Source organism: Roseburia sp. (genome assembly GCF_041325975.1).
Taxonomy (GTDB): domain Bacteria; phylum Bacillota; class Clostridia; order Lachnospirales; family Lachnospiraceae; genus Roseburia; species Roseburia rectibacter.
This window is the reverse complement of the sequence record NZ_JBGLEJ010000004.1, coordinates 367564-388904: the sequence shown is the minus strand read 5'-3', so window position 1 is coordinate 388904 and position 21341 is coordinate 367564. Positions and strand designations below refer to the sequence as shown.

At 42.9% G+C, this 21341-nt stretch carries 17 protein-coding genes; 15 read left to right on the top strand and 2 right to left on the bottom strand.

Going from position 1 to position 21341, the window contains the following annotated elements:
• The first annotated feature begins 11 nt into the window (after positions 1–11).
• The 7 genes from ACDD58_RS05100 (at position 12) to ACDD58_RS05070 (ending at position 7282) form a co-directional block, all read left to right on the top strand.
• Complete coding sequence (locus tag ACDD58_RS05100; RefSeq protein WP_243006867.1) at positions 12–1949, top strand: V-type ATP synthase subunit I; 1938 nt, start codon at positions 12–14, stop codon at positions 1947–1949.
• Positions 1950–1962: 13 nt separating this feature from the next.
• Positions 1963–2376: an ATP synthase subunit C gene (locus ACDD58_RS05095; protein WP_117921514.1), complete on the top strand. Its 414-nt coding sequence runs from the start codon at positions 1963–1965 to the stop codon at positions 2374–2376.
• 27 nt (positions 2377–2403) lie between these two features.
• Positions 2404–2712, top strand: coding sequence for a V-type ATP synthase subunit F (locus ACDD58_RS05090; RefSeq protein WP_117921512.1), 309 nt, complete (start codon positions 2404–2406; stop codon positions 2710–2712).
• Between the two features lie 15 nt (positions 2713–2727).
• On the top strand, positions 2728–3294 hold the full coding sequence (locus ACDD58_RS05085) for a V-type ATP synthase subunit E (RefSeq protein ID WP_118210054.1): 567 nt from the start codon (positions 2728–2730) through the stop codon (positions 3292–3294).
• Between the two features lie 89 nt (positions 3295–3383).
• Complete coding sequence (locus ACDD58_RS05080) at positions 3384–5150, top strand: V-type ATP synthase subunit A (protein WP_370776193.1); 1767 nt, start codon at positions 3384–3386, stop codon at positions 5148–5150.
• Between the two features lie 79 nt (positions 5151–5229).
• Positions 5230–6615 (top strand): V-type ATP synthase subunit B, encoded by a 1386-nt coding sequence (locus tag ACDD58_RS05075; RefSeq protein WP_117921506.1) that lies wholly within the window; start codon positions 5230–5232, stop codon positions 6613–6615.
• A 40-nt stretch (positions 6616–6655) separates the two neighbouring features.
• Entirely contained in the window at positions 6656–7282 is a 627-nt protein-coding gene (locus tag ACDD58_RS05070; protein WP_117921504.1) for a V-type ATP synthase subunit D, read from the top strand.
• A 117-nt stretch (positions 7283–7399) separates the two neighbouring features.
• On the opposite strand, the gene ACDD58_RS05065 is transcribed toward ACDD58_RS05070, so the two are convergent.
• Entirely contained in the window at positions 7400–8635 is a 1236-nt protein-coding gene (locus ACDD58_RS05065) for an EAL and HDOD domain-containing protein (RefSeq protein WP_117921502.1), read from the bottom strand.
• A gap of 241 nt (positions 8636–8876) precedes the next feature.
• On the opposite strand from ACDD58_RS05065, the gene pap reads away from it, so the two are divergent.
• From pap to ACDD58_RS05045, 4 genes are all read left to right on the top strand, one after another.
• Positions 8877–10349, top strand: a complete 1473-nt coding sequence (pap, locus tag ACDD58_RS05060; protein ID WP_186900258.1) for a polyphosphate:AMP phosphotransferase — start codon at positions 8877–8879, stop codon at positions 10347–10349.
• Positions 10350–10449: 100 nt separating this feature from the next.
• Positions 10450–10905 carry a signal peptidase II gene (locus tag ACDD58_RS05055; RefSeq protein WP_117921498.1) on the top strand — a complete coding sequence of 152 codons (456 nt, stop codon included), beginning with the start codon at positions 10450–10452 and terminating at the stop codon, positions 10903–10905.
• Positions 10902–11402, top strand: a complete 501-nt coding sequence (locus ACDD58_RS05050; RefSeq protein ID WP_370776187.1) for a phosphatase PAP2 family protein — start codon at positions 10902–10904, stop codon at positions 11400–11402. The genes ACDD58_RS05055 and ACDD58_RS05050 overlap by 4 nt, the downstream gene beginning before the upstream one ends.
• Before the next feature lie 94 nt (positions 11403–11496).
• Positions 11497–13269: an EAL domain-containing protein gene (locus tag ACDD58_RS05045; RefSeq protein WP_370776184.1), complete on the top strand. Its 1773-nt coding sequence runs from the start codon at positions 11497–11499 to the stop codon at positions 13267–13269.
• Positions 13270–13318: 49 nt separating this feature from the next.
• Here ACDD58_RS05045 and ACDD58_RS05040 read toward each other — a convergent pair whose 3' ends face one another.
• Positions 13319–14218 (bottom strand): AraC family transcriptional regulator, encoded by a 900-nt coding sequence (locus ACDD58_RS05040; RefSeq protein ID WP_370776181.1) that lies wholly within the window; start codon positions 14216–14218, stop codon positions 13319–13321.
• Positions 14219–14403: 185 nt separating this feature from the next.
• Here ACDD58_RS05040 and ACDD58_RS05035 point away from each other — a divergent pair, with 185 nt between their 5' ends.
• The 4 genes from ACDD58_RS05035 (at position 14404) to ACDD58_RS05020 (ending at position 21211) form a co-directional block, all read left to right on the top strand.
• Positions 14404–16656 (top strand): glycogen/starch/alpha-glucan phosphorylase, encoded by a 2253-nt coding sequence (locus ACDD58_RS05035; RefSeq protein ID WP_370776179.1) that lies wholly within the window; start codon positions 14404–14406, stop codon positions 16654–16656.
• A gap of 1734 nt (positions 16657–18390) precedes the next feature.
• Entirely contained in the window at positions 18391–18732 is a 342-nt protein-coding gene (locus ACDD58_RS05030; protein ID WP_118210048.1) for a PadR family transcriptional regulator, read from the top strand.
• An 89-nt stretch (positions 18733–18821) separates the two neighbouring features.
• Positions 18822–20135 carry a permease prefix domain 1-containing protein gene (locus ACDD58_RS05025; RefSeq protein WP_370776177.1) on the top strand — a complete coding sequence of 438 codons (1314 nt, stop codon included), beginning with the start codon at positions 18822–18824 and terminating at the stop codon, positions 20133–20135.
• Positions 20136–20182: 47 nt separating this feature from the next.
• On the top strand, positions 20183–21211 hold the full coding sequence (locus tag ACDD58_RS05020; protein WP_370776175.1) for a dipeptidase: 1029 nt from the start codon (positions 20183–20185) through the stop codon (positions 21209–21211).
• Positions 21212–21341 lie beyond the last annotated feature (130 nt).

Below are 21341 nucleotides of genomic sequence, written 5' to 3'. Positions count from 1 at the left end.
GAGGGGTGCAAGTGGTAGAGAAAATGAAACTGCTTCATATTACCGGACCGAAAAATGATATCGACCGTGTAATGGAGCAGTATCTGAGCAGATATGAGATACATTTTGAAAATGCCACATCCGGATTTGGCATATCCGGTCATGTAAGACCGTTTGCCGAGACGAATATCTACAAGGATGCCTGTACAAAAGCACAGGCATTGTGGGAGCATATCAAAGATGAGCCGGGTGGGACAGCAGATTATGCCGTACCGGTAAAAATGGAACCTGCAGAAGCAGAGAAAGTAGTGGAAGCCGCGTACCGTCTGACCGACGAGATCGTAAAACGTCAGGAAGAAGTGCGGAAGGAACGCATGGAGAATCAGAGTCTGATGGATCAGATTTCACCATTTCGAAGACTTGATTATGAATTTAAAAAAATTCTGGAATTTCAGTTTATCGCATTCCGTTTTGGAAGGATCGCAAGAGAACATTATCAGAAACTCGAACGTTATATCCATGATACTGATCATGTACTGTTTTATGAATGTGACAGCGATGAGGCATATGTGTGGGGCGGCTATTTTGTGCCGAGAGTCTACGCAAAAGAAGTAGATGCAGTGTGCCTGTCATTTCATTTTGAGCGTATCTATATACCGGATTCTTTTGATGGAACGCCGGAAAGTGCTTATCAGGAGGCATTGCAGAAAAAACAGGCATATGATGAGGAAGAGCAGAAGCTGAAAAAACAGCTTCATGATACGTTAGAAAAACATGCCGGGAAAATTGCAGGTGCATGTGCTGCATTAGAACATTACTGTAATAATTTTGATGTGCGTAAATTTGCGGTCTGTACAACACCGGGAAGAAAACCGGGAGAACAGACAGAATATTATATTTTATATGGCTGGATGAGTGCGGAAGATGCCGTGAAATTAGAAAAAGAGACAGTGGAAGATCCAAAGATCCATGTGATGGAGGAGGATGTGGAAGATCATATGTCCGTCAGTCCACCGACAAAATTAAAGAATCCGGCATTGTTTAAGCCGTTTGAAATGTTTGTGGAAATGTACGGACTCCCGGCATATCAGGAAATGGATCCGACGATATTTATTGCCCTTACTTATACGCTGATGTTCGGTATTATGTTCGGGGATGTCGGGCAGGGACTATGTCTTTTGATCGGAGGGTTTGTTTTTTATAAGATAAAACATATGAATCTTGGAGCAATCCTTTCGTTAGCAGGCATCTGGTCTACCGTATTTGGATTTATGTATGGCAGCGTGTTTGGATTTGAGGGAATACTAAAACCTGTGTGGATGCGTCCGATGGATAATATCATGACAACGCTTATGTTGGCGATCGGCTTTGGAATGTTTTTGATCCTGGTTGCGATGGTTTTAAATATCATCAATGCAGTGCGTGCAAAGGATCTGGGGCGCATTTTATTCAGTCCGAGCGGAATTGCAGGAATGATATGTTATGGCTGTGTAGTCCTTTGTATTGTATTGTACGTGATGGGCAGACCGGTTCCGGCGACTGGTATTCTTGGTGTCCTGATCGGGGTGCCGCTCATCGCAATTCTTTTGAAGGAACCGCTTACGAATCTGATCGAGCGAAAGAAGAAGTTGTTTCCGGAAGGAGAGAGCAAGGCAATGTTTTTTGTCGAATCTCTTGTGGAATTGTTTGACGTGGTATTAAGTTATGCAACAAACAGTATATCCTTTGTCCGTGTTGGCGCATTTGCGTTAAGCCATGCGGGAATGATGGGCGTAGTACTGACACTTGCCGGATATGAGAGCGGTTCGCCAAACTGGATCGTTGTGGTACTTGGAAATATTGTCGTGACAGGACTGGAAGGACTTGTCGTAGGGATTCAGGTATTAAGACTTGAATATTATGAGATGTTCAGCAGATTTTATCAGGGAACAGGAAAACCATTTGTGGCTTTTTCCGGAAAACGAAAATAGGAGGAGAAAAGATATGGCAGCAAAAATAACACTGGTGGCAATTTTAATTTTCAGTATGGTGATCCCTTTTTTGGGATACTATCTTGGACAAAAGAAAGAGAAAAGTTTTAAAGCGTCCCTTGCGGTAAATCTGGTATTGTTTTTTGGAACGGTTGTGGTGGCAGACATGCTGCTCTTTAGCGGACATATTTATGCGGCATCGGATACGGCAGCTTCTGCAGCGGAGGGCTGGAGATATATGGCAGCAGCACTGTCGACAGGACTTTCCTGTATCGGTGCAGGTGTTGCAGTTGCAAGTGCAGCTTCCGCAGCAATCGGAGCATTGAGCGAGGATTCCGGTATTATGGGTAAAGCACTCATTTTCGTTGCACTGGCAGAATCTATTGCGCTGTATGGTCTTTTGATCTCATTTTCCATTCTGGGATAAAAAAGACGGAAAGGATGGCGGATTTCCATGAGGATGTATTTGATCAGCGACAATATAGACACATATACGGGGATGCGGCTTTCCGGTGTTGAGGGAGTGGTCGTACATGAGAGAGAAGAATTAGAAGAGGCACTTACCTTTGTGACGGGACAGGCAGATATAGGCATTGTATTGCTGACAGAAAAGTTAGGCAGGGATTTTCCGGAGCTGGTGAGTGATCTGAAATTAAACCGGAGAACGCCTTTGTTTGTGGAGATCCCGGACCGGCACGGAAGTGGCAGAAGCAAGAATTTTATTACGGATTATGTTAGTCAGGCGATCGGACTGAAGCTGTAAACGGGGGATGGATGCATGGAGATCAATGAAAAACTGGAAGTTTTTTATGGTGCGGCGATCGGTGCTGCAAACAGTCAGAGTGCGGCGATATTAGGCGAGCAGAAAAATATTTATCAGTCGGCGATGGAAGAACATGAACAGTCATGCCGTGCTGCACTTGAAAGCTCAAGACGTATTTTCTTAGAAAAACAGAAAAAAGAAGTAAACCGTCAGGCTGCGGAGCAGATGATGACCTGGAAAAAAGATTATCAGGCGCGAAGAGAGCAGAAAACCAGAGAATTATTTGAAATAGTAACAAAGAAGCTCGCATCATACCGGCAGACAGACGGATATGAGACATTTTTACTTGCCCAGATTAAGAAGGCAGAAGAATTTGCACAGGGTGAGGAAATGATAATTTTTATCAGTCCCTCGGATCGGGAAAGGCAGACAGTGCTGCAGGAAAAGAGTGGGTGTAAGGTAGAGATTGCCGAGGATGAATTTTCCGGTGGCATACGGGCTGTCATTCCGTCAAAGAACGTTCTGATCGATGAATCGTTTGCGGAGAGAATGAGACGCGCACAGGAAACCTGCTGGATATGATATGAGTTGTCTTAGGGCAGAGACTGATTTGCAGGAATATTTCGAAGCAATAGGCTGCCTGAAAACGGATAGTAGTGAGAGGATCAGACATGGGTATAACAGGAAAGATATATGGGATTAACGGACCGGTTATCACGATACAGGGAAATCTCGGTTATAAAATGAATGAGATGGTATATGTCGGAGAGAAACATTTAGTCGGGGAAGTGATCCGGCTGACGAAAGAGAAAACGACGATTCAGGTGTATGAGGAGACTTCCGGGTTAAAACCGGGGGAAAAAGTTATCGGTGCCGGCAGTGCCATCAGTGTAAAATTAGCTCCTGGAATCTTAAATAATATCTTTGACGGTATTGAACGTCCACTGCAGAAGATTGCAGAAAAAAGCGGGGCATTTATCCCGACAGGTGCGCAGGCGGATGCGTTGGACAGAGAGAAACTCTGGGAGACGCACATCACGGTACAGGCTGGTGATCAGGTAAAAGAAGGTTCTGTTATTGCAGAGGTACCGGAGACAAAGTCGATCGTACACCGTGTGATGCTTCCACCCGGGGTATCCGGGACGGTAACAGCTGTAAAACCGGATGGAAAATATACGATCTGTGAAGGGATCGTTACGATACAGACGGAGGATGGCAGTACAAGAGAACTTACCATGACACAGGAGTGGCCGATCCGTAAACCGCGCCCGGTATCAGACAGGTATCCGGCAGACAGACCGCTTGTGACGGGACAGCGTATCTTAGATACACTTTTTCCTATTGCAAAGGGCGGTACGGCGGCATTGCCGGGAGGATTTGGAACAGGAAAGACCATGACACAGCATCAGCTTGCAAAATGGTGTGATGCAGATATTATCATTTATATCGGCTGCGGGGAACGTGGAAACGAGATGACCAACGTTTTAGAGGAATTTGGTGAGTTAAACGATCCAAAGACCGGCAACCTTCTGATGGATCGTACCACACTGATCGCAAATACTTCCAACATGCCGGTAGCAGCACGTGAGGCAAGTATTTATACCGGCATTACACTGGCGGAATATTATCGTGATATGGGATATCATGTGGCGATCATGGCAGATTCCACATCGCGCTGGGCAGAGGCACTGCGTGAGCTTTCGGGCAGACTTGAGGAGATGCCGGCAGAGGAAGGTTTCCCGGCATATTTAGCATCAAGGCTTTCTGCATTTTACGAGCGTGCCGGATATGTGAAAAATCTAAACGGTTCGGATGGAAGTGTGACGATCATTGGAGCAGTCTCCCCACAGGGAGGCGATTTTTCGGAACCGGTCACACAGAATACCAAGCGGTTTGTCCGCTGTTTCCTTGCGCTTGATAAATCACTTGCCTATGCGAGACATTATCCTGCGATCAACTGGCTGACCAGTTATTCCGAATATATTCCGGATCTGACAGCATGGTATGAAACGAATGTCGGACCGACATTTGTACAGTGCCGGAATGAGATCTTAAATCTGCTTACCATGGAAAATCGTCTGAATGAGATCGTAAAGCTGATCGGAAGTGATGTGCTCCCGGATGACCAGAAGCTGGTGCTTGAGATCGCACGTGTGATCCGGCTTGGATTCCTGCAGCAGAACGCATTCCATAAGGAAGATACCTATGTGCCGATGGAAAAACAGCTTCGCATGATGGAGATCATCCTTCATCTGTATGACCGGTGCAAAGCCTTGATCGACCGGAATATGCCGATGGCGCTTCTGCGCGAAAGTGATATATTTGAGAAGATCATATCCATTAAATATGATGTGGCAAATGACAAGTTAGAACAGCTGAATCTGTATGATGACAGAATTGAAGAATTTTATCAGCATCTGATGGCAGAAAACGCATAAAAGGCGGCTGACTACGCATAAATTGTGTTTGCGCACGAACTTAAGATGCGCTGAGGGCAGTGCAGGAATGGAGATTAGTATGGCGATTGAGTATCTGGGATTAAGTGAGATCAATGGACCGTTAGTTGCTGTGGAAGGCGTAAAAGGTGCTTTCTATGATGAGATCGTGGAATTGGTCGTGGATGGAAAACAGAAAAAATTAGGGCGCATTGTAGAGATCAATGATGATTATGCAGTCGTTCAGGTATTTGAGAGCACGGAGGAAATGTCTCTTTTAAATACGCATGCAAGGTTAACCGGCAGACCACTTTGTGTGGGATTATCAGAGGAGATCTTAGGAAGGACGTTTAACGGCTTAGGACAGCCGGTTGATGGGCTTGGGGCAGTACGTGCCGAGGTTGTACGCGACGTGAACGGTCAGCCGATGAACCCGTGCAGCAGGGAATATCCAAGAAACTATATCAGAACCGGTATCTCTGCGATCGATGGTCTTACAACACTGATCCGTGGACAGAAGCTTCCTATCTTTTCAGGTAACGGTCTGCCGCATGACGAGCTTGCAGCCCAGATCGTAGAGCAGGCAAGTTTAGGAGACGGGGAAAATGAGGATGAGCCGTTTGCAGTCGTGTTTGCGGCAATGGGCGTAAAATATGACGTGGCGGAATATTTTAAACGGCGTTTTGCAGAATGTGGTGTAAGTGATCATGTTGCAATGTTTTTAAATCTTTCCAATGATCCGGTCGCAGAGCGTCTGATCACGCCGAAGGTGGCTCTGACTGCTGCTGAATATCTTGCGTTTGAAAAAAATATGCATATTCTTGTAATACTGACGGATATGACATCGTTTGCGGAGGCAATGCGTGAGGTATCGGCACAGAAAGGTGAGATCCCAAGCCGGAAAGGATATCCAGGTTATCTCTACAGTGAATTTGCAGCTCTATATGAGAGAGCCGGAATCGTAAAAGGATCGGCCGGTTCTGTGACACAGATCCCGATTCTGACAATGCCAAATGATGATATCACGCATCCGATCCCGGATCTTACCGGTTATATCACCGAGGGTCAGATCGTACTTGAAAGATCACTTCACCAGAAAAATATTTATCCGCCGATCAATGTGCTGCCGTCTTTGTCGCGTCTGATGAAAGACGGCATTGGTGAAAAATACACGAGAGAAGATCATCAGGATCTTGCCAATCAGCTTTTTTCATCCTATGCCCGTGTGGGAGAGGCGAGAGATCTTGCAAGTGTTATCGGTGAGGATGAACTTTCCGATACCGATAAACAGTATTTAAAGTTTGGTACAGCTTTCGAAAAAGAATTTATCGGGCAGGGAAAAGATGAGAACCGTTCAATGGCAGAGACACTTGATATCGGATGGAGACTGCTTCATATTCTGCCACGCGGAGAGTTAGACCGTATTGATACAAAGATCCTTGAAAAGTACTGGGACAGGGAAGAATAATTCTGTTCACCGCAAATTTTTTTACAGGGAGGGATGACGCATGGATCCGAATACGTTTCCGACGAAAGGAAACCTCATACTGGCAAAAAATGCGCTTGCATTATCCAGACAGGGATTCGATCTGATGGATAAAAAAAGAAATATCTTGATCCGGGAATTGATGGAATTAATTACGGAAGCGTCAGATATCCAGAGTCAGATCGATGAGACATTTTCCAATGCCTATCAGGCATTGCAGAAAGCCAATATCCAGATGGGAATCCATCAGGTAGAACAGATCGCAAAGGCAGTTCCGGTGGAAAATTCCATCCGTATCAAGCGCCGCAGTGTCATGGGTACGGAGATTCCAAAGGTAGAGTATGAAAAAAACAAGCAGACCCCTGCGTATTCTTTTTATCATACAAGAATGTCGTTAGATGAGGCATGTCAGCAGTTTGAAAAGGTAAAAGAGCTTACCATCCGCCTTGCAGAGGTTGAAAATTCTGCCTACCGTCTTGCATATAATATAAAAAAAACACAGAAGCGTGCAAATGCGCTATCGAATATTACGATTCCGAAATATGAAAAATTGTCGCGTGAAATACAGGAGTATCTGGAAGAAAAAGAGAGGGAAGAATTCACAAGACAGAAAGTTGTAAAGAAAAACCGGATAAAGAATGAAAAATAAAAAAACATGGGTGCCAAAATCTGGATTTTGAATTTATGATTGTGCAATTTGACAGTCTTTAAGTTATGAACCAGATTTTGCACCCATATTTTTATAAGAAGCGAAATGCCTGGCGCATCAGCTCCGGTAGGTATCGGAAAACAGCTCGCGGTACCATTTCAGGGCATCAATATAGGCATCATATACGGTCTGTGTATCGAGATTTTCTAAGATCATAAGTCTTGAAACTTCAGACCAGTTGCCAGCCTCGTACTGTTTGATAAAATATAACGGTTCTGCAAAAATGCCGCTTTGCCGGATGAGTGCATCTTCAATGTCATGCGAAACCTTGACAAGGGATAGTGCTTCCTCCATTGGTTTGTCGAGGATAATATCAAGCACGGAGAAGAGTCCGGTTAAGAACAGTTCGGAAGCCTTTCCGCCAAGTTCAAATGCAGGAGCGAGATTTTCGGCAAATTTTGCACGTAACAGGGATAAACGCGTGATCTCGTTTGGCTTGTCAGAGCACAACTGATTGACAACGGCTGTGTTGATCCAGCGTTTCAACTCTTTCTGTCCGAGCATGGCAGCCGCGTGCCGGATAGAAGTAATCTCCGAGTTGACAGCCATATGATTGACCATACGAAGAAGTGAGATGACAAGCGCAGTGTCATGAGCGATAATGTCTGCTGCTTTTGTCAGGTCAAAGTCTTCTGTATTGACCAGATTCATAAGTTCAATGTAATTGATCTTTAATGGAGCTACCTTGTGTGTTCCTTTTGTGACAGGCAGTCTGTAAAAACTTCCCTCATAAAGGCAGCAGCTCTTATCCTGACGGATCGCATCGAAGGTCTCTGTATCTGTTATGTTTGAAGCACAGAGTCTGATATCCGGATAAACCTGATTAAAGTAAATACGGGCTTTACTGATATCGATCTGTTCACAGTCTAACATGACATAATCCATCAGTGTGAGCAGATCATGATAAGCCTCATAGCTTGATACAGGAAGTTTACGGATGGCAAAACGGTATCCCATCTCTTTGAGCGCTTTTACACGGTCAATATACATTGGTGTACATGGAATATTTCCTTTTAGCAGTAATACGAAAAATTCGTGTGGCAGACCGCATTGTGCAGGAATATCGGAAAAGATCGATATTTCATTGACCGGAACAAAAATCTCTTTTGCAGGGGAAAGTGTTTCAAGCCCCATATTTAAGATCAGTTCGAACCCTTCAATCTGGGCGGCACCGTCATTGCTTCCGCTTCCTAAAAGATTTGGGTGAAGCAGGAAATTCGCTTTCTGCGTATATAGAGAATATGCGCTGACTTTTATGTTTTCATCAAATAGGGGTATTAATGTAACCAGCATAGGCGTTCTCCTTATAGCATGGATTCCTGTTGGAAAAACCATACAAAACTTTAATATTTATCTATCTTTACTATACTATAAATCTGTGAAAAAAGACACATTTTTTTACAATTAATAAACAGAAAACATATTTTTTGAAAAAATATGAAAATGCTTGATATTTCAGAATGAATGTGAAAAACTAAAGAAAGAAGAACTGGATGAACGTGAAAATAAAACATGAAAGAATGGAGGGTTTTGCATGTTAAAACAATGGGAAAAACCAGAGCGTCCGTCGGATGAGAAATTAGAGGGGCGGCTTAAGGATGCACGGATGAAATTACAGGAGCAGCAGCTTAAGGTAAAAGAACACGGACTGCCGGTACTTGTACTGGTCGAAGGCTGGGGAACCGCAGGCAAAGGTTCTCTGATCGGTCAGATCATCAAAAATATCGATCCGCGATTTTTTAAGGTAGAATCAATGTCAGCACCGACGGAGGAGGAAAAAAGAAAGCCGTTTTTGTACCGTCATTTTGTGAAGATTCCGGAAAACGGCAAGTTCAGTTTCTTAGATTCCGGCTGGATGGACGAGATCATGAAAGAAAGACTGCACGAAAAGATCAGCGATGAGGCATATGCGCACCGTATTGAGAGTGTCAAGCGGTTCGAACGTCAGCTGACAGACAACGGTTATCTTGTTGTGAAATTATTTTTGCAGGTTTCCAAATCTGAGCAGGAAAAACGTATAGAGCATCTGTCGAAGGAGAAGGATACCAGATGGCGTGTCAGTAAAAATGACCGTTGGCAGAATGATCACTATGAAAAATGCTCAGATGCATTTGATTCCTATTTAAAGGAAACGAATCTGCCGTCGGCACCGTGGTATATCATTGATGCAGAGTCAAAAAAATGGACAGAGCTGCAGGCACTTGAGATTCTGACAGAGGGAATTGATGTGGCACTTGCCAATAATGCGATGGCAGTACCGATCTTACAGAATGTATTTTCCATGAAAAAAATGCCGTTATTATCTGAGATTCCACTGGATAAGACGATGGAAGAAGATGCGTACAAAAAAGAGCTGAAACAATTACAGCACAGATTAGGAGAACTTCATAACCGTCTGTACCGTAAAAAGGTTCCGGTTATCATTGCATACGAGGGATGGGATGCGGCAGGAAAGGGTGGCAATATTAAACGGATCACAGGCGCATTGGACCCCAGAGGCTATGAAGTACATCCGATCGCAAGTCCGGAGCCGCACGAGAAAGCGAGACATTATCTCTGGCGTTTCTGGACAAGGCTGCCAAAGACAGGGCATATTGCGATCTTTGACCGTACCTGGTATGGCAGAGTCATGGTAGAACGCCTTGAGGGATTCTGCAGTGAAAATGACTGGAAACGTGCTTACAACGAGATCAATGAGTTTGAAAAAGAGCTGCACGACTGGGGCGCTGTCATTATCAAGTTCTGGGTGCAGATCGATAAGGATACGCAGTTGGAACGTTTCAATGAGCGGCAGAATACACCGCAGAAGCAGTGGAAGATCACAGATGAGGACTGGCGCAACCGTGAAAAATGGGATCAGTATGAAGATGCGGTCAATGAAATGATCCAGAAAACAAGTACCACGTATGCGCCGTGGCATATTTTAGAGTCGGTAGACAAGCGGTATGCAAGGATCAAGGCACTTAAGATCGTGATCGAAGAGTTGGAAAAGGCACTTGGAAAGTGATAAATAAAATATGGTTATGTACTTTCCTTTTTGAAACAAAAGCATTATAATAGGAAGAAATACAACAGACACAACAGATTGTTTAGAAATGGAGATTTGCATGCCATATATATTACTAGCAGGGATTGTATTTGGTTCTGATTTGTGGATCAAGCACCATATGGATAAAAAATATGCCAGATATGTGGTGCATCCGAGGCGGCGGAATAAGATTCTGATCGAAAAATATTATAACCGCGGGGCTGCACTTAATTTCCTGGCAAAAAAGCCCCGTGTAATGCGCACGCTGCATACGGTGATCATGTTTTTTGTCGGAGTTTTATATTATTTCCTGCTTCGTATGCCGGGGCACCGTCTGAGCAAGACAGGTGCATCTTTACTTGTCGGTGGAGGGCTAAATAATCTGCTGGACCGTTATACCAGAGGGTATGTGGTTGATTATGTGAAGTTTAATTTTGGACCGAAGTGGCTGCGTGGGATCATATTTAATATCTCAGATTTCTGTATTTTTATCGGTGCATTTTTATCGGTTGTGGGAAGTGAGGTCTCATCATGACGCAGCAGACTTACCGGAAGATGATGGGGTACTTTTTACAGGATAAAAAAAAAATCTGCCGGATCGTCTGGGCAAACAGGATTTTTACAGGGATCGTTTTTTTCAGTTATCCGCTTTATCTGCTGTATTTGTTTTTTTTAGGAGATACTTTCCTGCTGCAGGCGGTACTGGTACCGGCGGTTTCATTTGTGGTAGTGTCGGTGTCACGTAAGATTATCAATGAACCGCGACCTTATGAAAAATACGGCATTCCGCCGGTGTTAGACAAGAATACCAGTGGAAAATCGTTTCCGAGCCGTCATGTGTTTTCTGTATTTGTGATTGCTGTTACGGTATTTGTAAAGAATCCGGTGGCAGGTTGTATACTTGCAGTGACAGGGATCCTGATCGCAGTGATCCGGGTGATCGGGGGCGTTCATACGGTACTCGATGTCGCAGCAGGCGCAGCAGTGGGGATTGTAAGCGGTGTACTTGGATATTATCTGCTTCCGTATTAGCGATAGTAAACGAATATTACCATATATTTTTGGAAAAATAAAAACAACGAACTGTAAATGAAAATTTTTTGGATTTGCAGAAATGGAGAAGAAGATGGACACGATGATGAATAGTTTTTCAAGAGAACAGATGGAATATATCGTGGAATTGTTTAATCCGTGTATGGACGATTATCTGTATGTGTTTGATCTGCAGAAAGATTTTTATAAGATCTCAAAACATGCGACAGATCGTTTCCTTTTACCGGGAGAAACTTTTGACAATGCAGCAAAAGAGCATCATACATTTGTGTACACAGAAGATCAGCCGCGTCTGGATGAAGAGTTTAACCGTATTATGAATGGGGAGATTGTTTTTCATAATATGCATTACCGGTGGTTAGACCGTGAGGGGCATCCGGTCTGGATCAACTGCAGGGGGCGTGTGTTAAATGACGCTGACGGAAGACCACATTTTCTGGTTGGATGTATCAATGAGATCGGTCAGAAACAAAAGGCAGACAATGTCAGCGGACTGCTTGGTGAATCGAGCCTTTCGGCTTATGTGGAGCAGTTTGGGGAAGGATTGCCGGATGGATTTTTCCTTCGTATTGGCATTGATGATTTTCGGGATATCAATGGTGACTTCGGAATGGAGTATGGCGATTATATCTTAAAAAGTACGGCAGATTGTATCAGCGCTAATATCAAACCGGGGCAGAAGCTGTACCGTGTATTAGCAGATGAGTTCATGGTTGTTGATTTTTCCGGTGGTGATATGGAAGCAGCAACGGAACTCTATAAAGCAATCCGGAAGAGTCTTGACGTATTTATTGAGGAAAATGGATATAAATCTGTATTTACCATATCTGCGGGGGCTGTCGATACAGCAAAGACATCCGGAACATACAAAAATATCATGAAATTGTCCGAGTATGCCCTTAACACTGCCAAAGATCTGGGAAAGAACCGCTGTTATATATTTATGAAGGAAGATTATGACAGTTTTCTACGGAAGAAACAGATCACACGCCAGCTTCATCATGCAGTAAATCATGGATTTGAGGGATTTGAGACTTATTATCAGCCAATCGTGGACACAAAGACACGCCGGCTGGTCGGTGCAGAGGCACTGATGCGTTTTTCCATGCCGGAAAAAATTCAGGCGGGAGAGTCTGAAAAAGAAGTGGTATGTGTAAAGGAAGATGAAAACGGGGCAAAAGATACAGTCCGCTGGGAGCGTATCTCTCCGGTAGAATTTATTCCGCTGCTGGAGGAAACCGGTCTGATCATTCCGGCAGGAAAATGGATGCTTCATCAGGCAATCTCAACCTGCAGCAGATGGCAGAAATATATTCCTGATTTCAGGATCAATATCAATCTGTCCTATGTGCAGGTCATGAAAAGCCGTGTTCTGACAGAGATACTGACAGCACTGCGTCTTTACGGACTTGAACCGTCCGCAGTAGGAATTGAGCTGACAGAAAGTGGTTATCTGGATTCTAATACACATTTCAAAAAACTGTGGGATGGATTAAAGAAAAACGGTGTACTTGTAATTTTAGATGATTTTGGAACAGGATATTCCAATCTTCACTGTCTTGGTGATCTAAGACCGAATTATATCAAGATCGACCGTTCCTTTACATTAAAAGCATTAAATAACCAGTACGAACACGATCTGATGACACAGATCATCACGATGACGCACAAACTTGGGCTGACGCTCTGTGTTGAGGGAATTGAGACAGAGAGTGAGTTTAAAAAGATATCAGAGTTAGATCCGGATTATATCCAGGGATTCTTATTCGGCAGACCACAGCCGGCAGAAGAATTCTATGAGAATCTGATTGGACCGGCGGTGGCTGCTGCTCATCTTACTGCGTGATCGGACATGACAGGATCTTAGGCGCAAAGCCTGACAGTGGATGTCAGGCTTATGGATGAACCGTATCTGGCGACTGCCGCCTGCGGTATTCGCGGGGGGTCTGTCCGAAGCGTTTCTTAAAAATACGGTTAAAATAAGAAAGATTTTCAAAACCGACTTCCGATGCGATCGCAAGGATTGAAGAGTCGGAGGAGATCAAAAGTCTTGATGCCATGGTGAGCCTGTATTCGTTGAGATAATCGACGAAAGAGGTTCCCATGGTATTTTTAAAATATTTCATAAAATGGGACTGGCTTAAGTCCACTTCGTTTGCGATATCTTCGATTGTGATCTTTTCCATATAATTGTTTTCTACATATTTTAGGATCAGCTTCATTTTTTCTAAAGACTTGCTGCGGTCTTTGCCGGAAAGTTCTTTTGTGCTGCACTTATGAAACAAAGTATAAAACAGCAGAAAAAGCTGTCCTTTGATAAAAAGCTGATAACCGGACGGATAAGTTTTGCATATCTCATCATTTGCATCGATACAGGCAGAAATCTCCCCATAATGCGGACTGTCCGGTGTATACAAAAGCGGCAGGGAGACATTGCCGGAGATCAGCGGAACTAAAAAATCCGTATTACAGGTATCCGTTTTCTTGGAGATCAGCATGTTTGGGTGAAAAATGATATTTTCGTACTCCATGGATTCAGACTCAAACTGCCCGATCGAGTGAAGCTGTCCCGGAAGGATCAGGGCAATGTCTCCTGCAGTTACCGTGTGCTGGGCGAAATCGACCGTGATCGTGCCTTTTCCTTTTTTTATATAGATAATTTCCATCTCATCGTGCCAGTGCATCGGCACATACCCGAAATCTAACGGAATTGAGCAGAGATATGTGATATAAGGAAATAAAGGATCGCCATGTGAAATTTTTTCCTGATAGTTTTCATATTCTAAAATATTCATGATGATAGGATTGTACCACTTTTTGAGTCAATATTACAAGAAAAAAGTGAGTATGGAAACTATAATAACATCATAAACAATGATTTTGCGAAAAAAAGCGAAATCAGGACAACAGGAACAAGCATAAACATTAAAATTGGGGAACATAATGAAAACAGCGCAGGGGCGCTGGAATGGAGGAAAAAATGAAATTACAGGAAATCGTATCAAACAGATGTGGCAAAGAAATTTCACAGTGCACAAATGAGGAACTTTACTATGCACTGCTTGAGATGACAAAAGGAATGGCTAAGGAAAAAGAAAGCAATCAGGGAAAACGTAAATTATATTACATTTCCGCTGAGTTCCTGATCGGTAAATTATTATCCAACAACCTGATCAACCTTGGTATTTACGAGGATGTGAAAAAACTTTTAGCAGATAACGGCAAGAGCCTTGCTGAGATCGAAGAGGTTGAGCCGGAGCCGTCATTAGGAAACGGTGGACTCGGACGTCTTGCAGCATGTTTCCTTGATTCTATCGCAAGCCTTGGATTAAACGGTGACGGTGTTGGTTTAAATTACCATTACGGATTGTTCAAACAGGTATTCAAAAACAATCTGCAGAATGAAACACCAAACCCATGGATTGAAAAAGAAAGCTGGCTGACAAAAACAGACGTTACTTACCCGATTCAGTTTGGCGGTTTTACGTTACAGTCCAGATTATATGATATCGATGTGATCGGTTATGAGAACCGTACCACAAAACTTCATCTGTTCGATGTTGAGACAGTGGATGAGAGTTTGGTTGGAGACGGCATCGATTTTGACAAAGAGGATATTGCAAAGAATTTAACATTATTCTTATATCCGGATGATTCCGATGATAAGGGAAGAATCCTTCGTGTATACCAGCAGTACTTCATGGTCAGCAACGCAGCGCGCCTGATCATTGATGAGACACTTGCAAGAGGCGGAGATCTTCGCAAATTAAATGAGTATGCAGTGATCCAGATCAACGATACACACCCAAGTATGGTAATTCCTGAGATGATCCGTCTGTTGATGGAGCGTGGAATCTTAATGGATGAAGCGATCGATATCGTATCTAAGACATGTGCTTACACAAACCACACCATTTTAGCAGAAGCACTTGAAAAATGGCCGATCCATTTCTTAGAGAAAGCGGTTCCGCAGTTACTGCCGATCATTTATGAGTTAAACAGCCGTGTGACAAAGAAATATGATGACAAATCCGTAGCAATCATTGATGATGAGAAACGTGTTCATATGGCACATATGGATATTCATTACGGATACAGCGTCAACGGTGTTGCTTACCTGCACACAGAGATCTTAAAGAATACAGAGTTAAATAACTTCTACAAGATTTATCCGGAGAAGTTCAATAATAAGACAAACGGTATCACATTCCGCCGCTGGTTATTACACTGCGATCCGGAGATGACCGAATTTATCACATCCTTAATCGGACCTGGATTTAAGAAAAACGCAGAAGAGTTAGAGAAACTCGGCGCATATGTAAATGACGAAGAAGTATTAAAGAAACTTCTTGCAGTAAAAGGTACAAGAAAGACAGAGTTAAAGAATTATCTTGCAAAAACACAGGGGATCGAATTAGATGATAACTCTATCTACGATATCCAGATCAAGAGATTACATGAGTACAAGAGACAGCAGATGAATGCTCTTTATGTGATCCACAAATATTTCGAGATCAAAGCAGGAAAGAAACCGGCTCGTCCGATCACTGTTATTTTCGGTGCAAAAGCAGCTCCGGCATATATCATTGCAAAGGACATCATCCATCTGATCCTCTGCTTACAGGAACTGATCGCAAATGATCCGGAAGTCGCACCATACTTAAAAGTAGTGATGGTAGAAAACTACAACGTAACATTAGCTGAGAAACTGATCCCGGCAGCAGATATCCATGAGCAGATCTCTTTAGCTTCCAAAGAGGCAAGTGGAACATCCAACATGAAATTCATGTTAAACGGTGCTGTTGCGATCGGAACCATGGATGGAGCAAACGTTGAAATGCATCAGTTCGTTGGTGATGACAATATTTATATCTTCGGTGAATCATCTGAGGAAGTTATCAGACACTACGAGAAAGCAGATTACGTTTCAAGAAGCTACTATGAGAATGATGCGAACATCAAACGTGCGATCGATTTCATCGTAAGTGACCAGATGAAAGCAGTCGGATGTGCAGAAAACTTAGAGCGTCTCTACAATGAGCTGTTAAATAAAGACTGGTTCATGACTCTTCCGGATTTCGAGGAGTACGTTGCAACCAAAGAGCGTATCTACGCAGATTACGAAGACCGCATGACATGGGCTAAGAAAATGCTTGTCAACATCAGTAAGGCAGGATTCTTCTCATCAGACCGTACCATTGCACAGTACAATGAGGATATCTGGCATTTGTAAAATGCTATGCATCTCGTAAAATCTTGTAAGCGATTATGTGGCTTGCAGAGCAGCAGTTAATTCACAATATTTAAATTACAAATTCTTCCTAATTGGGAACCGCAAAACTTAGAATGGTTTTGTGGTTCCTTTTTTGCTTTATAGAACGCGTTATCTGATAAATATTGGTTTGTTTATGAAATAAATCGCCCGTCCAAATGGTGTGTCGCAGGTCTGTGAGTGGCATCTTGCGCAAAGCCGGAGTTAATTTTGGTTCCATTGTACGAAAATAAGAAAAGTCTAAGTGTGTCTGAGTGAGATTTTCTCGGAGTGACGTGACCGGCGTTCAACGAGCCATCCGTGGCTCGTGAAACCTTGTTCTGCCATCCGTGGCAGAACATCACTGTGTACCTACAGACACACTAAGATTTTCTTATTTTCTCCCAAAGTCACAAAATTAGCTTCGCTTTGCGCAAGATGCCAATCGTCAGGTTGTGAACACCATTTGGGTGGGCGGTTCATCTCAAAATTGGGGGCGTAGGTGTGGATTTTTGATATTCGCACGAATGAAAATATGCTTAAAATCCTAATATGCTGTATCATTAATATTCAGCCTGATGACTTTCCAAAATTTCCATCTGCTACATTGTACTACATGAATTGTTTTGTAAATTGTCAGACCAATAACACAAAATATTCTTCAAATGTGTATGGCAATAAATATGGGCATAGTGGTATATATCGAGGTTTTTGCCAGTGTTGTCAAACAAATAATAAACCATTGAATATAGTTATTTGGAAATCTTTTTTTTATCAGATTCAGACACAAAACACTAAAAATTTACGCCCCCAAGGTTGTAAAATGAGTTTTCCGGCGAAGGGTGGTTCACAACTTAGTGGCTGGCGAATCGCATCAAGCCGGGATTCGTTTTGTGACTTTGGGAGAAAATTAGGCAATCTTAGTCTGCCTGTTCGTAACACAGTGTTGTGCTGCCACGGACGGCAGCACAAGTCTTAATGCCCCCGGACGGGGCGTTTAAGACGCACACGTCACTCCGAGAAACATTAAATCAGGCTGACTTAGACTTGCCTTATTTTCGGACAACGGAAACAAAACATTCCCGGCTTGATGCAATTTGCCAATCGTAAACCCCCGGAACCACCCTACACGAGGAAACTCATGTCACCCGCAAACCAGCATTTAACCGGATAGCAGAGTTCCTTTTATTTTGTGATTGAATAATGCGGCTTCTTGTAGTATACTATAAAAATAGTTCTGATAACTCAGTAATTCTATGCCACATCAGCAGCAAGTTTCACAAAACAAAAATATGTAGGAATGGCTTGAAGATGTTTTTGGGGTTCTATATAATAAAGAAAAGCATTTGAAGCTGTAGTGAAGGCGGTACCGGGGTATGATATGGATGTAATCCTCGAAAATCTTGCAGAAAAATAAAAGAATGATTTTTAAATGTCAGACAGACATCAGGACAGGTTGTTCATAGATTTAAACTATGGATAACCTGTTTTTGTATATTTTATGATCAAAAGTATTTTCAGGATAATGCCGAAAGTGAAGGGGATGCAGTATTTATTCTTACAAACAAATATGTAAGATCAAAAAATGAGAAAAAACTTGACATATATATAGACAGACTATATACTTTAGATATATAGATAGACTATATAACAAGGAGGAAAATCCTCTGCTCGCCAAAGGGCTCGCATTTTCCTTCGGAAAACAAGGAGGATTTTATGTTAAACAAATCATTGATTCAGGGTAGTCTTTCCATGCTGATCTTACGGCTTTTAGACGAGAAAGACATGTATGGTTACGAAATGATCGAAACATTAAGGAAAAGATCGGAAAATGTATTTGAATTAAAAGCGGGATCGCTTTATCCGCTTTTGCATGCCTTAGAGGCAAACAATCTTGTTACGGTCTATGAGGATGATGCAAGTGGGAAAATGCGCAAATATTATCACATTACCGGGGAAGGAAAGCGTATTTTAAAAGAGAAAAAAGACGAATGGAATACGTATGCCGCAGCAGTTACAAATGTATTGTCATGTAAAGCCATGGAAATGTGTATTTGAAAAAGTGAAATGGCATCAGGCAGTGAAATGTGTAAAAAATGCAGGGATAAAAAAAGCAAGCATGGCAGAAAGAGCCGGGAGGGAATACATTGACAGATTATACAGAATATATGAAGACTCTGGAAGAACAGATTCAAAATAAACGTGCCAGAGCGCTTGTGTCAGAAGAAATAAACGGGCATATAGAAGAACAGGCACAAGGCTATGAGGAAGAAGGAATGAGCAGGGAAGATGCAAAAAGAGAGGCAGTGCGGCAGATGGGAGATCCGGTGGAAACAGGATGTGCATTAAACCGTATCCACAGACCGGCATTTCCATGGAAACTTTTTGTGCTGGCGGTTCTTTTAACGGCGGCATCTATACTCATGTCAGTTGTTATTTCCGGAAAAACAGAAGGTGGGGCATCACAGGCAGAACAGCTTAGATCATTACTTGTGATAAATGGTGTCAGCTTTGCAATGATCTTTCTGGTGATGTATGTCGATTATACATGGCTGTTTTTACATATCCGTGCGGTTGCTGTCTGTTATCTGATCTGCCTGTGTCTGGTATGGTCAGGTGGTGTTATTGGAAATTATCAGACCGCACTTTTAGCGTGTTACAGTATGCAGGTATTACTGCCGGTTATTTTTGCAGGAGTCATTTACCAGTATCGTGGGAATGAATTTGCTGGTATCCTGAAAGCAGTGGGATGGATCTTTGTACCATTTCTGGTATTGTTTCTTATGGCAACACCGATGAGTACAGCGGCGGTTTTGGAAAATGCAGTGGTCTGTCTGTTCTTGCTTGTGGCAGCGGTACTTCGTGGGATATTTGGAAATAAGAAGAAACGGTATCTGGTAAAACTGGCAGGTCTTGCGTTCGGGCTTTTGGGAGCAGGAGTGCTTTTGTATCATCATTTTTTCACAAATGGTTATGTGAAGGCAAGACTTGAACATATGGGGCAATTTGGTTTCCAAAACAGAATGATAAAGAGTGCGGCTGCAGAATACAGCCTGTTTGGAAACAGGACGCTGCTGATGCAGGGGCATGCACAGGACGGCGAATATTTACTTGGAAATATCTTCAGTTATTTTGGAATCATAGCAGGTGTGCTGGTTATAGCAGCCTTTGTGTGGTTTTTACTTCAGGCATTCAGACAGTCACTGATGCAGAGCAACCGGATGGGATTTTTGCTCGGAATGGCATGCAGTATTGCATTGATCGTGCGTGTGCTGGTCATTTATGTTGCAATGAATTTTGGATATGCCGTGATCTATACGGTGGCAGTTCCGTTTTTTTCCACAAATCTGATGATGGCAGTAGTCAATGGAATTTATGTCGGGTTGTTATTTTGTGTGCTGCGGAATAAAATGATATTAAAAGAACCGTGCATTGAAAGAAAAAATACGGCGGTTTTATAAGCCTGGCAGGTTTACAGGGGCAGATTTGCAGAAAGGATTCATCGGATATGAATTATATCGACATGCATTGTGATACGCTTGCAAAAGCAGTGGAACAGAAAAAAGAGACGGCAAAAAAACTGGAACATACGATGGTGGATGCAGAAAGGCTGCACCGGTGTGGCACAAAAGCACAGTTTTTTGCCATGTTTTTACAGCAGAAAAAAGAAGAAAACTGGAGTGATCCGGGACATGATCCAGACGACTGCCGGTCAGAAAAGAGAAAGATAAGTCTTTGGTATAACGGGGCAGAGATCGAAAAGCAGATGCAGGATATGTATGCAGTATATCAGAATACGATGGAAAATTGTGCAGATATCATTGCGCCGGCATGCACCTATGAGGATTTGCAGCGCAACTGGCAGCAGAAAAAAGTATCAGCCTTTCTGACGGTGGAAAACGGATGCGTTGTGGATGGAAAAATGGAGCACTTAGAGCAGCTTTATCAGATGGGAGTACGGCTTATCACGCTGACCTGGAATGATGATAACTGTTTCGGACATCCGCATGCGAAAGATGCAGGAAGGATGCAACTTGGACTGACGCCGTTTGGGAAGGAAGCTGTCACATATATGACAGAACGTGGAATCCTTGTGGATGTTTCCCATTTATCGGATGGCGGGTTTTATGATGTGGCAGAGCTTGTGAAGGGACCGTTTGTGGCATCCCATTCAAACTGCAGGGAACTCGCTCCTGCAACGAGAAATCTGACGGATGATATGATACGGATATTGGCAGAGCATGGCGGTGTGTGTGGACTTAATTTTTATCCACCGTTTTTAAATACAGATCCGGTGGATAAAGTAAGCAGGATCGAAAGAATGTGTGAACATGTGAAACATCTGGTCAATGTTGGCGGGATTGAATGTGTGGGCATTGGTACGGATTTTGACGGGATTGAGGGAAATCTTGAGATTGCTGACTGCATGGAGATGGAAAAATTATTCGATGCACTGCAGAAAAAAGGATTTTGTGAGGATGACATAGAAAGAATCGCGTACAAAAATGTGGAACGTGTGATCCGTGAAGTGATGTAAAAACTATTATTGTGAAAAAGAGCAGCCAGGTACCAATATAATGGAATGAAAATATAAAGACCGGAATACCCATAAAAATTGGATATGGATATTCCGGTTCTTTCTATCTGCCGCATGCTCAAAGCAGCAG

Bases quoted from the DNA above. Each gene is read 5' to 3' on its own strand.
- ACDD58_RS05095 (WP_117921514.1), top strand. From the start codon at position 1,963: ATGGCAGCAAAAATAACACTGGTGGCAATTTTAATTTTCAGTATGGTG.
- ACDD58_RS05090 (WP_117921512.1), top strand. From the start codon at position 2,404: ATGAGGATGTATTTGATCAGCGACAATATAGACACATATACGGGGATG.
- ACDD58_RS05085 (WP_118210054.1), top strand. From the start codon at position 2,728: ATGGAGATCAATGAAAAACTGGAAGTTTTTTATGGTGCGGCGATCGGT.
- ACDD58_RS05080 (WP_370776193.1), top strand. From the start codon at position 3,384: ATGGGTATAACAGGAAAGATATATGGGATTAACGGACCGGTTATCACG.
- ACDD58_RS05075 (WP_117921506.1), top strand. From the start codon at position 5,230: ATGGCGATTGAGTATCTGGGATTAAGTGAGATCAATGGACCGTTAGTT.
- ACDD58_RS05070 (WP_117921504.1), top strand. From the start codon at position 6,656: ATGGATCCGAATACGTTTCCGACGAAAGGAAACCTCATACTGGCAAAA.
- ACDD58_RS05065 (WP_117921502.1), bottom strand. From the start codon at position 8,635: ATGCTGGTTACATTAATACCCCTATTTGATGAAAACATAAAAGTCAGC.
- pap (WP_186900258.1), top strand. From the start codon at position 8,877: ATGTTAAAACAATGGGAAAAACCAGAGCGTCCGTCGGATGAGAAATTA.
- ACDD58_RS05055 (WP_117921498.1), top strand. From the start codon at position 10,450: ATGCCATATATATTACTAGCAGGGATTGTATTTGGTTCTGATTTGTGG.
- ACDD58_RS05050 (WP_370776187.1), top strand. From the start codon at position 10,902: ATGACGCAGCAGACTTACCGGAAGATGATGGGGTACTTTTTACAGGAT.
- ACDD58_RS05045 (WP_370776184.1), top strand. From the start codon at position 11,497: ATGGACACGATGATGAATAGTTTTTCAAGAGAACAGATGGAATATATC.
- ACDD58_RS05040 (WP_370776181.1), bottom strand. From the start codon at position 14,218: ATGAATATTTTAGAATATGAAAACTATCAGGAAAAAATTTCACATGGC.
- ACDD58_RS05035 (WP_370776179.1), top strand. From the start codon at position 14,404: ATGAAATTACAGGAAATCGTATCAAACAGATGTGGCAAAGAAATTTCA.
- ACDD58_RS05030 (WP_118210048.1), top strand. From the start codon at position 18,391: ATGTTAAACAAATCATTGATTCAGGGTAGTCTTTCCATGCTGATCTTA.
- ACDD58_RS05020 (WP_370776175.1), top strand. From the start codon at position 20,183: ATGAATTATATCGACATGCATTGTGATACGCTTGCAAAAGCAGTGGAA.